This is a genomic window from Phormidesmis sp. 146-33 (assembly GCF_052939515.1).
Genome location: NZ_JBJPHU010000161.1, coordinates 1 through 12,460, shown reverse-complemented (window position 1 = coordinate 12,460; position 12,460 = coordinate 1). Strand labels below are relative to the sequence as shown.

Annotated in this window: 10 protein-coding genes and 1 tRNA gene; 4 read left to right on the top strand and 7 right to left on the bottom strand. The window is 67.4% G+C overall.

What is annotated here, in order from left to right; genetic code table 11:
- The 4 genes from ACJ2PR_RS32790 to ACJ2PR_RS32775 all read right to left on the bottom strand — a co-directional run.
- Positions 1–981, bottom strand: a 981-nt coding sequence (locus ACJ2PR_RS32790) for a TIGR03862 family flavoprotein (protein WP_446880184.1), incomplete at its 3' end; no start/stop codon positions are given.
- A complete protein-coding gene (locus ACJ2PR_RS32785; RefSeq protein WP_446880183.1) occupies positions 968–2,257 on the bottom strand; it encodes a mechanosensitive ion channel family protein in 1,290 nt (429 codons plus the stop codon). The genes ACJ2PR_RS32790 and ACJ2PR_RS32785, both read right to left, overlap by 14 nt.
- 3 nt (positions 2,258–2,260) lie before the next feature.
- A complete protein-coding gene (gene speB, locus ACJ2PR_RS32780; RefSeq protein WP_446880181.1) occupies positions 2,261–3,205 on the bottom strand; it encodes an agmatinase in 945 nt (314 codons plus the stop codon).
- Positions 3,202–3,825 (bottom strand): enoyl-CoA hydratase/isomerase family protein, encoded by a 624-nt coding sequence (locus tag ACJ2PR_RS32775; RefSeq protein WP_446880180.1) that lies wholly within the window; start codon positions 3,823–3,825, stop codon positions 3,202–3,204. The genes speB and ACJ2PR_RS32775 overlap by 4 nt, the downstream gene beginning before the upstream one ends.
- Positions 3,826–3,929: 104 nt before the next feature.
- On the opposite strand from ACJ2PR_RS32775, the gene ACJ2PR_RS32770 reads away from it, so the two are divergent.
- From ACJ2PR_RS32770 to ACJ2PR_RS32755, 4 genes are all read left to right on the top strand, one after another.
- Complete coding sequence (locus ACJ2PR_RS32770) at positions 3,930–5,438, top strand: DUF2125 domain-containing protein (protein WP_446880178.1); 1,509 nt, start codon at positions 3,930–3,932, stop codon at positions 5,436–5,438.
- Between the two features lie 81 nt (positions 5,439–5,519).
- Positions 5,520–6,863, top strand: a complete 1,344-nt coding sequence (locus ACJ2PR_RS32765) for a TldD/PmbA family protein (protein WP_446880177.1) — start codon at positions 5,520–5,522, stop codon at positions 6,861–6,863.
- Entirely contained in the window at positions 6,850–7,629 is a 780-nt protein-coding gene (locus ACJ2PR_RS32760) for a 3'(2'),5'-bisphosphate nucleotidase CysQ (protein ID WP_446880176.1), read from the top strand. Before ACJ2PR_RS32765 ends, ACJ2PR_RS32760 begins: the two co-directional genes overlap by 14 nt.
- A 144-nt stretch (positions 7,630–7,773) precedes the next feature.
- The gene (locus ACJ2PR_RS32755; protein WP_446880174.1) at positions 7,774–10,221 is read left to right on the top strand and encodes a DEAD/DEAH box helicase; all 2,448 of its coding nucleotides are present in this window, start codon (positions 7,774–7,776) and stop codon (positions 10,219–10,221) included.
- A gap of 69 nt (positions 10,222–10,290) precedes the next feature.
- Here the strand turns inward: ACJ2PR_RS32755 and ACJ2PR_RS32750 are convergent.
- The 3 genes from ACJ2PR_RS32750 to ACJ2PR_RS32740 all read right to left on the bottom strand — a co-directional run.
- A tRNA-Thr gene (locus tag ACJ2PR_RS32750) sits at positions 10,291–10,366 on the bottom strand.
- Positions 10,367–10,415: 49 nt separating this feature from the next.
- Entirely contained in the window at positions 10,416–11,867 is a 1,452-nt protein-coding gene (locus ACJ2PR_RS32745; protein ID WP_446880173.1) for a heme biosynthesis HemY N-terminal domain-containing protein, read from the bottom strand.
- The coding region (locus ACJ2PR_RS32740; RefSeq protein ID WP_446880172.1) for a COG4223 family protein at positions 11,864–12,460 on the bottom strand (597 nt) is incomplete at its 5' end. The genes ACJ2PR_RS32745 and ACJ2PR_RS32740, both read right to left, overlap by 4 nt.

The following is a 12,460-nucleotide window of genomic DNA, read 5'->3' as shown; positions in this document are numbered from 1 at the left end:
CTTGAGGTGGGCGAAGGGTTCGGTGCGCGCAAACTCCATCACCAACGCGATCTGGGTGCGGTCAAGGCCGAGTTTGCGGAGTTTGTTCGTGGCGCTGTCGCTGGGCTTCATCCGGGACAGGCGTTGGGCGATGGTCGCGGGCGAAAGGTCGGGCAGGAGGTCAACCGAAAGTGTATATGCATCGCGTAGATACTTGTAGATACTGTAGATGCCACCGCCCTCCAAGCCTTTGGCGGATATGACGAATTCCCCGCGCTGCTCCTCGCTTCCTTCGGTCGCTCGTCGCTGGGTGTCCGAGCGAGGAGGGACCGAAGGGACCGAGGAGCGGACTTTGAGGGCGACGCCTTTCATGGGTTGGCCGAAGAACGGGCCCATGCGCGGGGACCAGTCGACGCGGAAGCCCATGTTGGCGGGTTGCCAGTCGGTGACCTGCACCCCCTTGTCACGCAGCCACGGAACCCAGGCGCCGTCAGAGCCGAGGCGGGACCAACTGGCGCCGCCGAGGGCGAGGACGGTGACCTTCGGGCTGAGGGTCTGGGGGCCGGTGGGGGTGTCGAAGGACAGGGCCGCACCGTCGAAGCCGGTCCAGCGCCAGCGGGTGCGGAGTTCGACGCCTTGCGCAGTGAGGCGCTGGAGCCATGCGCGCAGCAAGGGCGAGGCTTTCATCACCACCGGAAAGACGCGACCGGACGAACCTGTGTAGACGTCCTGACCCAGGGCGCGGCACCAGTCCTGAACCTCTTTCGGGCCGAAGTCCTGCAGGATCGGGCGAAGGTGGGGGCAGTCGTAGCGGGAGACGAAATCCTCCCACGCTTCGTCCCTGGTGACGTTCAGGCCGGATTTCCCGGCCATCAGGAACTTGCGTGCGACGGTGGGCTTGGCTTCGACCACAAGGGTTTGCACCCCGGCTTTGGCCAGTTCCTCGGCGGCCATCAGACCGGCAGGACCAGCGCCGATGACCAATGCGTCAGGTTGGGGCATTGCGCAGTTCGACGACGCGGTGGGGGTAGGGCATGTCGATCCCGGCCTCTTTCAGCGCGTTCCAGATCGCGAACAGGACCGGGGAGCCGTACTTGTTCTTGCCATCGTCTATGCCTGCGACCCAGTATTCGACGGCGAAGTCGACGCTGGATTCGCCGAAGCCGCGCAATTCGCAATCCGGGCCGTCGGGGGCTTGCAGCACGAAGGGGAGCTTGGATACGGCGCGCTCGATCAGATCGGGCACGATATTGATATCCGTCTCGTAACTGACTGAAAACAGGGCCTCGTAGCGATTGGCGCTGCCCTGATCAGAGTAGTTGACGACGCGAGAGGTGATGAAATGTTCGTTGGGGACGACGATCCATTTGCCGTCGAACGTCTCCAGGATGCAGGCCCGCGCGGTCATCTTGACGATGGTGCCCCTCTCGCCCCCATCAAGTTCGACGTAGTCGCCGACGGTGGTCTGGCCTTCCAGGAGAAGGATGATGCCCGAAACGAAGTTGGCGGCGATCTGTTGCAGGCCAAGGCCGATCCCGACGCCGAGGGCACCGCCAAGGACGGCGACGGCGGTGAGGTCGATACCCATGATCGACATGAGGAGGAGGAAGGCCGCGCCGAAGATGGCGACCTCCGATGCCTTGATGGCAAGCTCACGGGTAGCGGGGCGCAGATCGGGCTGGGCCTTGATGTAGCCGGCGGACTGGCGGTTGGACCAGGAGCCGAGCCAGAAGAGCAGCGATCCGGCGATCAGGCCGCGGATCAGGGCGAGTACGGTGAACTGGATGTTGCCAAGATTGACCTGGGCCGCGTCGAGGCGGGCGGTGACGTCGTCGAGGACCCCCAGCGCGTGCAGCGCCATGACGGGCAGGAGGACGTAGCGGCCCATCAGCTTGAGGAAGCCGGGCGGCAGGACCTGCCGGACAAAGGCCAGAGCGGCAAGGAACAGGAAGACGCGCTTGCCAAAGGCGATGACTTCGCCCTGGCCGAAGGTGGCACGGGCCAGGCCTTCGCCAACAGCGGTAAGGGCATAGGCGAGGAGGGGGAGGAGAAGCGGCAGGAACAGCAGCGCGACGCGGCGGAGGCGGGCGAGAATGTGCGTCGCCTCGGGCTTGGGGGTCAGAGCGCGTTCGAGGGTCGGCGACAGGCGGCGGGCGAGAAGGGTGGCCAGTATATACGCAGCGATCAGGAGGCCGAACTGCATCAGGGCGGCGGGCGAGGAGAGCCAGCCGAGTGCCGCGTCGGTCGCCTGTTGCAGCCAGTCCTGCGCCCGTTCCATGCCTTACCTCCGGTTATGGGCGATGCGCCCGATGGTGTTGAGCAGGATCTGCGCGGCCAGGATGGCGGTGGTGCCGGTGTGGTCATAGTCCGGCGCAACCTCGACCAGGTCGATGCCGATGATGTTGCCCCGCTTGGTGAGCCCGTCGATCAGCTCCAGCACCTCGTAGTAGAGGAAGCCGCCGTGCGAGGGCGTGCCGGTGCCGGGGGCGATGGAGGGGTCGAAGCCGTCGATGTCGATCGTGAGGTAGTAGTCCACCCCGCGCGGGATGCGGGCGAGGGTGGCCTCGGTCCCCAGCTTGCGGATCTGGCGGACGGAGAGGATGTCGTCGCCCATCGCGCGGGCGGCCTCATATCCGTCCTTCGCGGTGGAACTGACGTTGCGGATGCCAAGGGCGGTGATGCCCTTGACGTGGTCCTGTTCGGCGGCGCGGCGCATCGGGTTGCCGTGGCCGTGGCGGACTCCGTGCCGTACGTCGACGAAATCAAGGTGCGCGTCGATCTGGACGATGTGCAAGGGGCGGCCCGCGAAGGCGCGGATGCAGGGGATGTTGATGGAATGGTCGCCGCCGAGGACCACCGGGATCGCTCCGGCAGCAAGGATGGCGCGGACGCCGGTTTCGATGTTGGCGTGGGAGGTTTCGGTGTCGGTGTGGACGATGTCGGCGTCGCCGATGTCGAGGATGCGGACGCCTTCCAGGTAGGTCACGTCGTCTTCGTGGTCATAGGCCCCGGCGTGGCCGAAGGAGAAGAGGGTGGAGGCTTCTCGGATACCACGGGGACCGAAGCGGGCCCCGGCACGGAACTGGGTGCCGAAGTCGAACGGCGCGCCGAGGATGGCGAAGTCGGCGTCGATCTTCGACCAGTCGGGCTGGTAGGGGTTCTTGCCGAAGGTCGAGATCCCGACGAAAGGCAGGTTCAGGCGGCCCTTGTCATAGGCGTTGGTCATGGCGTGTCCCCATTGGTCATGCGCTTCAAGGCGGCACCATGGGCCGGATCGCCGGCCAGCGCATGTTCGGCCAGCGACATGGCGGTGTCGATTAAGGTTTCCGGAGCGCAGATGCGGTCGATGAGGCCCCAGGCAAGCGCGGTGTCGGCGTCGATCTTCTGACCCGCGAGGAGGATCATCTTCGCGCGGGCGGGCCCGACAAGGGCGGCAAGGCGACCGGGGTCCGAGGGCTGCGGGCGGTAGCCAAGGCGCATGACAGGGTAGAAGAAACTGGCCGACGGCACGGCGATGCGGAGGTCGCAGGCAAGTGCTGCGCCCATCGCGCCGCCCGCCAGCGTGCCGTTCAGGGCGGCGATGGAGAGGCCGGGGAACGTGGCGATGGCGCCCGATGCGGCCTCCCACGCGGGGGAGAGGCCGAGGCCCGCCTTCATGCCGTCAAGGTCGGCCCCGGCAGAGAAGACCTTGCCTTCGCCGGTCAGGATCAGGACCCTGGCGCCGGCGGCAGCGTCGGTGGCGGCCTGGGCAATGGCTTCCAGCATCGCTTCGGTCAGGGCATTGGCCTTGTCGGGCCGGGCCAGCGTCAGCCAGCAGCAGCCGCCCTCGTTCCTGACCTTGATCATCGCCACCCTCCGGCTTTCCAGACCGTTCCCGGGGGAATCCCTTGACGCCCCCCGGACGAGATAGAAAGGTTGCGGCAGCGAATTCAACCCGAAAGGCATAAGCCATGATCCGTGCCCTGACCTGTTCATCAGCGATTTCCCTTGTGCTGCTTGCCACCGCCGGTCGCGCCGACGTCACGCCGCAGGAGGTCTGGGCCAGCTGGCAGGCGATGATGACTTCGGCCGGGCAGGAGATGACGGTCGGCAATACGGCGGACAGCGGGTCGACCGTCGAGGTGACGGATGTCGCGGTGACCTACAAGGACGAGATGGGCGGCAGCACCAGCGTGACCTTCGACAAGCTGGTGTTCGCGGACAATGGCGACGGCACGGTCACGGTGACGCTGCCCGACAGCTATCCGCTGGCCATGGCCTTCCCGGACCAGGCGGAAGGGCCGGGGACGCTGAAACTGACGATCAGTCAGCCGGACGCGACCGTCATCGCCGGCGGCAGCGCGACCGAGACGAGCTATGCCATGACGGCCCCGACGCTGACCGTGACGATCGCCGAGGTGACGGACGAGACCGGCAAGGTGCTGGACACCAAGGGCGATCTTGCGATGACCGAGGTGACGGGCAGCTACCGGATGACCAAATCGGGCGAGACGCTTGGCCTTGAGTCCAGCTTCGCGGCGAAGTCGGCGGTCCTGAACCTGTCGGGGACGGGCAACGGCGAGGGTGGTTCGGGAGCGATTGTGGTCCGCTTTGCCGATCTGAACGGGGTGACGAACGGCAACTTCCTGGGCGCCGAGATGATGGCCGACATGGCGGCTGCGCTGAACGCGGGCTTCAGCCTCGACAGCTCGCTGGACTTTGGCGCGATGTCGATGGATGTCGACGTGACCGAGGCAGGCGGGCAGACCAAGATCCTGGCGACGGCAACCGAGGGCGGGTTCAATGTCGCGATGGACAAGACGCGGCTGGACTATGGCACTTCGCTGAATGGCGGGAAGTTCACGATCTCTGGTCCTGAAATCCCGTTTCCGCAGCTTGAGCTGGCGTTTGCCGAAAGTGCGTTCAGCGTGTTGATGCCGGTGACCAAGTCGGACGGCCCGCAGGACTTCAGCTATGTGACCAAGCTGGTCGATTTCACCGTCTCGGAAGATGTCTGGGGCCTGTTCGACCCGGCGGGTTCCCTGTCGCGAGAGCCGGCAAGCGTGATCGTCGACGTGAAGGGCACCGGGTTCTGGACCAAGGACATCATGGACCCCGAGGTGCAGATGGACGGGATGGAGCCTCCGGGCCAGTTGAACAGCCTGGACCTGACGCAGGTGCTGGCGAAGGCGGCAGGGGCCGAGGTTTCGGCAACGGGCGGGCTGACCTTCGACAATACGGATCTTGCGACCTTCGGGGGCGTGCCAAGGCCGGACGGGAAGATCACCATCAACATCAAGGGGGTGAACCAGCTGGTCGACAACCTGATCGCGCTGGGCCTGCTGACGGACGACGACGCGATGGGGTTCCGCATTGGGCTGGGCATGTTCGCGCGGCCGGGTGCCGGGCCGGATGAGCTGGTGTCCGAGATCGAGTTCAAGGAGGGCGGGCTGTTCGCGAACGGGATGCGGATGCAATAGGTCCGGGTCGGCCGGGTGACGCCCGGCCTTGCGTCCGGCTTTGGGCAGGACTACCTCCAGCACCTGACCAGAGGTGGACCCATGACACGCAGCCTTTCCGACCTGAGCCACGCCCTGCTTGATGCGGCCCGCAAGGCCGGGGCCGAAAGCGCCGATGCGCTGGCGGTGGCAGGGACGGCGGTTTCCATCGAGATCCGCAAGGGCGCGCTGGAGACGGCGGAACGGTCCGAAGGTGTGGAGATCGGGCTGCGGGTGCTGATCGGGCGGCGGCAGGCCTGCGTTTCCGCCTCGGACACTTCGGACGCGACGATCCGGGCGCTGGCGGAACGCGGCGTCGCGATGGCCCGCGAGGCGCCGGAGGATGCGACGGCGGGGTTGGCAGAGGCCGAGCAACTGGCGACGGGCTGGGACCTTGGCGCGCTGGACCTGGCCGATCCGGCGGGGGAACCGGGGGCGGCGATGCTGGAAGCCTCGGCCCGGGCGGTGGAAGCGGCGGCGCTGGCGTCTGCGGGGATCACCCAGGTCGAAGCTTCAGCGGCCTACAGCCAGCGGGCGCTGCATCTGGCGACGTCGAACGGCTTTTCAGGCGGCTATGGGCGCACCTCCACCTCGCTGTCGGCGGTGGCCTTCACCGGGCAGGGCACCGACATGCAGCGGGACTATGCGGGCGAGGGGCGCATATACGCGTCTGACATGCCCGCGGCGCATGAGATCGGGCGTCTCGCGGCCGAACGGACCTTGCAGCGTGTGGGCTCGGTCAAGCCGAAGACCGGGACCTTTGCGGTGGTCTATGATGAGCGGGTTGCGGCCTCGCTGGTCGGGCATCTCTTGTCGGCGATCAACGGGACGTCGATTGCGCGCGGGTCAAGCTGGGCGCGGGATCTTCTGGGCAAGCAGGTGCTGCCGGCGGGCCTGTCGCTGATCGAAGACCCGCATCGGCGCCGCATCGGGTCATCGCGGCCCTTTGACGGTGAGGGGCTGGCGACCAAACGGCGCGAGATCGTGGCGGATGGCGTGCTGACCGGCTGGGTGCTGGATCTGGCGACGGGGCGGAAGCTGGGGATGGCGTCGACGGCGAATGCGTCGCGGGGGACAAGTGCACCACCGTCGCCTTCGACGACGAATGTCGATCTTTCGCAGGGGGTTGTGACCCGCGACGACCTGCTGAAGCAGATGGGGACAGGTCTGCTGGTCACCTCGATGATCGGGTCGACGATCAATCCGACGACGGGGGATTATTCGCGCGGGGCCTCGGGCTTCTGGGTGGAGAACGGGCAACTGGCCTATCCGGTGCACGAATGCACCATCGCGGGCAACCTGCGGGACATGCTTTTGCGGATCGTCCCGGCCAATGATGCGCGGCCGCATTTGTCCACCCGCGTTCCGTCCATCCTGATCGACGGGATGACCCTTGCCGGCGCGTGACCTTGCGCTTCTGACCGAGGCCGCACGCGAGGCGGGCCGGATCGCCCTGCGCTATTGGCGCAAGGACCCGCAGGTCTGGGACAAGGGCGGCCAGCATGGGCCGGTGACCGAGGCGGACCTGGCCGTCAACGACATGCTGAAGGCCAGGCTTACGGGTGCCCGGCCGGATTACGGCTGGCTGTCCGAGGAGACGCCGGACAGTGCCGACCGGCTGTCTGCAGATACGGTGTTCATCATCGACCCGATCGACGGCACCCGCGCCTTCGTGGCGGGCGAGGAGACCTGGGCGCATTCGCTGGCCGTGGCGCACAAGGGGCAGGTGACGGCAGGGGTCGTGTATCTACCGGCGATTGACCGTATATACGTCGCCTCGGCAACCTCGGCCCCGATGCGGGATGGCGAGGTGATCCGGGCCAGCGGCCGCGACCGTCTGGAAGGGGCCAACATCCTGACGACAAAGGCGAACATGGTGCCCGAGAAGTGGCCGGGCGGGGTGCCCGAGATCACGCGCAGTTTCCGCGCCTCGCTGGCCTACCGCATGTGCCTTGCCGCGGAGGGGCGGTTTGACGGGATGCTGACCCTGCGCGACGCCTGGGAGTGGGACATCGCGGCAGGCAGCCTGATCGCGGAGCGGGCCGGAGCGGTGGTGACGGACCGCAACGGCGCCTCCTTGCGGTTCAATGCGCCGACAGCGCTGTGCGAGGGCGTGCTGGCCCTGCCCCCGAAGCTTCATGGCGAGGCGATGGCCCGACTGATCGTCGCCTAAGGGTCTATACACTCCACCCCATTTCGTTTACTGGCCCCCCACGGTCGAGATTCCGGGACTGTGGGCGAGGAGGCCCGCACCAAGGGGACAGGGGCCGTTTGGCTTTGATGGGCGCATGGCTTCGCCCCCCTTTGGAAAGACATCATGACGATTGAAAACGTGGCCGCGCCGCTGGCGCAGGCTTTGGCCGCCAAGGGCTATGAGACGCTGACCTCGGTACAGAACGCTGTGCTGGAGGAGGGCGTCGCCGGGCGCGACCTTTTGGTCTCGGCGCAGACCGGCTCGGGCAAGACGGTGGCCTTCGGACTGGCGATTGCGCCGGAAATCCTGAACGGGCAGGACGTGCTGCTTTATGCGGACAAGCCGATCGCCCTGGCGATTGCGCCGACGCGGGAACTGGCGCTGCAGGTCGCGCGGGAACTGGAGTGGCTTTATGCCGGCGCTTCGGCAAAGCTTGCGACCTGCGTTGGCGGGATGGACTACCGCACCGAACGCCGGGCGCTGGACCGGGGCGCGCATATCGTTGTGGGGACGCCGGGGCGGTTGCGCGACCATATCGAGCGCGGGTCGCTGGACCTGTCGGGCCTGCGGGCGGTGGTGCTGGACGAAGCGGACGAGATGCTGGACCTGGGTTTCGCCGAGGATCTGGAGTTCATCCTGGCCGCCGCGCCGCCTGAGCGCCGGACGCTGATGTTCTCGGCCACCGTGCCGAAGGAGATCGAGAAGCTGGCGGGCGAGTTCCAGAAGGACGCGCTGCGCATCCAGGCGCAGGGCGAGGCGAAGCAGCACGTCGATATCGAGTATCAGGCGCTGAGCGTCGCGGTGCGCGACCGGGAGCACGCGATTTTCAACGTGCTGCGCTACCATGACGCGCGCACGGCCATCGTCTTCTGCAAGACGCGGGTGAATGTGAACCACCTTCTGGCCCGCATGGGCAACCGCGGCTTCCAGGTCGTGGCGCTGTCGGGCGAACTGTCGCAGCAGGAGCGGACCCATGCGCTGCAGGCATTGCGGGACGGGCGGGCGCGGGTGTGCATCGCGACCGACGTGGCGGCGCGGGGCATCGACCTGCCGGGGCTGGAGCTGGTGATCCATGCGGACCTGCCGTCGAACTCGGAAACCCTGCTGCACAGGTCTGGCCGGACGGGGCGCGCGGGCAAGAAGGGCGTCTCGGCGCTGATCGTGACGCCGGCGGACTACAAGAAGGCGCAGCGGCTGTTGTCGGGCGCCAAGGTCGTGGCGGAATGGGGCGCGGCCCCCGGGGCGGACGACGTGCAGGCCAAGGACGACCTGCGGATCCTGGAGCATCCCGCGCTGACCATGCCGATCGGCGACGATGTCGGCATCGCCTCGGACCTTCTGGAGCAGTTCGGGGCGGAAGCCTTGGCGGCGGCCTTCGTGCGGCTGTGGCGCGAGGGGCGGTCGGCCCCGGAAGTGCTGTCGACCGACCTGCCGACCCCGCCGCCGTCCGCCCCGCGCGAGCGGGGGGAGTTCGGGCCTTCGGTCTGGTTCCGGATTTCGGTGGGCCGTTCGGGCCGGGCCGAGGCGCGCTGGCTTTTGCCGAAGATCTGCGATGCGGGCAGCATCGCCAAGGACGGCATCGGTGCGATCCGGGTGCGCGAGGACGAGACTTTCGTGCAGATCGCCGAAGCTCTGGCCTCGCGGTTCGGCGGGGCGGTCGAGCTGGACAAGGGCTTGACCATGGAGCGGATCGAGGGCGAGCCGGATTTCGACAAGCCGCGCTTTGCCAAGCCCGAGCGTCGCGAGAAACCGGCCTATACGCCGAAGCCGCCGCGGGTGGTCGAGGATGAGGGGGCTGAAGCTGCCGCTGGTGATGCAGCGCCGAAGCCGAAATCGCGGCACGAAGATCGCCCCCGCGTAACCCCGGGCGAAGCGCGGCCGGACTGGAAGGCCGAACGACCCGCGCGAAAGCCCGTCGAGGATCGCGCTCCGCGCGCCGAAGCGACCGAAGACGCCCCGAAGAAGCCGCGCTGGACACCGGACCAGAAGGCGGCCCCGCGTTCGGCCGGGTTCAAGAGCCATGGCGGGGCGTCCGACAGGCCGGGTCGTGCGGCGGGCTACAAGAGCCATGCGTCCGAAGGTGCCGGATACAAGGGAAAGTCCGACAGCTGGAAGCCCCGCGAAGAGGGCGACCGCCCGGCGCGCAAGCCCTATGCGGGCAAATCCGAAGGCTACAGGCCGCGTGGCGAAGTCCTTGCCCCGCGCGATGAGGCCGACCGACCGGCACGGAAGCCTTATGCAGGCAAGCCAGAGGGTTACAAGCCCCGCGCCGAGGGGTTCAAGCCCCGGGAAGACGGCGACCGTCCGGCGCGCAAGCCCTACGCGGCGAAAGCCGAAGGGGTTCGTCCGCGTGAGGACGGCGACCGTCCGAAGAAGACCTACGCGCCCAGGGGAGACGACGCCCGGCCCTACGCAAAGCGTGAGGGTGCAGGCAAACCCGGTGGCGGCAAGAGCTTCGGAGCGAAGAAGCCTTTCGACCGGGCCGGCGCGACCGAGCGCCCCGCCAAGCCGCGTGCCGATGCGAGGGACACCTCGAAGCGCTTCGTCCCGCCCAAGGGGCCCAAGCGCTAGGTGCTGAAACCGAAAAGCCGCCAGCCTTACGGGCCTGGCGGCTTTGCTTTCAGGGACTTCGGGGAAGAATGGTGCCGGTGAAGGGACTCGAACCCCCGACCCCATCATTACGAATGACGTGCTCTACCAGCTGAGCTACACCGGCATTCTTCCCTGCGCGGGCTATTAGCACCGCCCATCCGGACTGTGTAGCCCTAATTTGCGCGACGGGCGATCTCGTCGAGGGGAAGCTGTTCGACCTCGGGCTCGGGGTTGGTCTCGGGCAGGGGGCGGGCGTCCATCAGGGGCAGAAGCTCGGCCAGGGTCGGCGACGTGGTGGCCGAGGCCGGGGGTGTCTGCCAGGACAAGGTGTCGAAGCTGCCGCAGTTGGTGCAGACCGGCTGCCAGCCATCGTGGATCGCGTGACACTTGTCGCAGACCCACTGCGGCCCGCGGGGTGCCGCGATTGCGCGCGCGACAAGATCGCGGACGATGGAATCCTCCGCCCCTTCACCCCGGGCAACCGCCGCCAGAATTGCCAGCGAGCGCTGGGTGGGGGCGCGGGTGGCCACGTCATCCAACGCACGGCGGGCGGCGGGGAAATCCTCTGCCGCGACAAGAAGTTCGGCCAGAAGCATCTTCGTTTCGTCAGCCTCGGGCCGGGCGCTGGTCAGCGTGCGGAAACGCTTCAGGCGATCTTGCGGGCTTTCGTTCGGCTCGATCTCGGCAAAGGCGGCGGCGAGATCGGGATGCGGCAGGACCTCCCAGGCCTTCTTGAGCACACGCGTCGCGTTCTTGCGGTCGCCCTTGGCGATATAGCCCCGCGCCGCCATCGCCGCTGCGGGAATGAGGTCGGGCGACAGCCGGTTGGCCTCGATCGCGGCTTCACGCGCCTCGATGCTGGCCGCGTCGTCCATGACGGTTCGCGCCTGCTGCAGCGCCAGGACCGCATCGCGGCGGCGGTAGACGTCCTTCGGCAGCGCGCCGGTCTTCAGTTTTGCGCCAAGCGTCGCCCGCGCGCCGGACCAGTCACCGGCATCGGACTGCAGCTTCAGCAGGATGTCCTGCGTCTCGGCGTGCTTCGGCCGAAGCTGGAACGCCTTCTCGGCCAGCTTCAGCGCCAGTTCGCGGTCGCCCTCGGCCAGTTTCTGGCGCAGAAGCCCGCGCACACCCACGAAACGGGTGCCGTCATCCTGGAGAAGCGCCTTGTAGGCCTCGGTCGCGCGCTTGTGGTCGCCCGAGGCCTCGGCAGCCTGCGCGACGAGAAGGGTGGTGAGTTCCGGTTTTCCGAGCAAACGCTCGGCATTCTGGGCGCGGGTCAAGGCGAGGCGCGGCTCGCCCGAGGCAAGCGCCATCATGCCTTCGGACAGCGCCTTGTAGCCCTTTCGTTCACGATTTCGGTCAAAATAGCGGGAAATGGCGGTTTCGTCGCCGTTAAGGAAACGAAAGGTGGCACTGATGAGCCCAAGGAGTTTCAGTGCGATCCAGACGAGGATGAACAGAAGAACGCCAAGGACGACCGCCTGAACGGGGCCGATGGTGAACTCCCACCCCGCGACGAGAATGCGAAGCGCCTGCCCGGATTCGGCAAGCAGTCCCGCTCCCAAGGCGAGCGCGGCGATGATCACGACGAAAAGAACGACCTTTGCCAGCGACCAGAGCATCATTCCCCCCTGGCGGCTTGCAGTGCGGCGACGGCGGCCAGATGCACCTGCGCCGCATCAAGCCAGGGCTGCACCGCCGCCTTGACGGCTGAATCCAGCGGCTGAAGTTCGGTCACGGCATCCGCGACACGGCCCTCGGACAGGGCGAAATCGGCGCGGGACAGGATGGCTTCCGGCGTGTTGCCTTCGAGCGGGGTCAGCGGGCGCGCTTCGGTCTGTGCGGCAAGGAAATCAAGTGCGCGGCTGCCCCATCCATCGCCCCCGCTTGTCTCGCGCGCGATACGAAGGGCTTCGCGTGCGGCATCGGGAAAGGCGGCCTGTAGCTGGACAAGGGTTGGAACGCCGGTTTCCGCATGGGACGCAAGCACTTGCGCGACGGCTGGATCGTCCAGCGCCGTGAGTTCCGCGGCGAAAGGCTCACCCGCCGCGATGCGGGCGGACAGTGCATCGAGCGCCCGTGTCCGCTGAGCCGCGGCTGTGGCGGCCGCCGCTTCTGCCGCGCGGGCCGTGGCGGTAGCCTCGGCCTCGTCCAGACGGGCAAGAGCGGCGTCGAGTTGCTTCTGCATCTCGGGCGAAGCGGTCTGCGGACCGGCGGC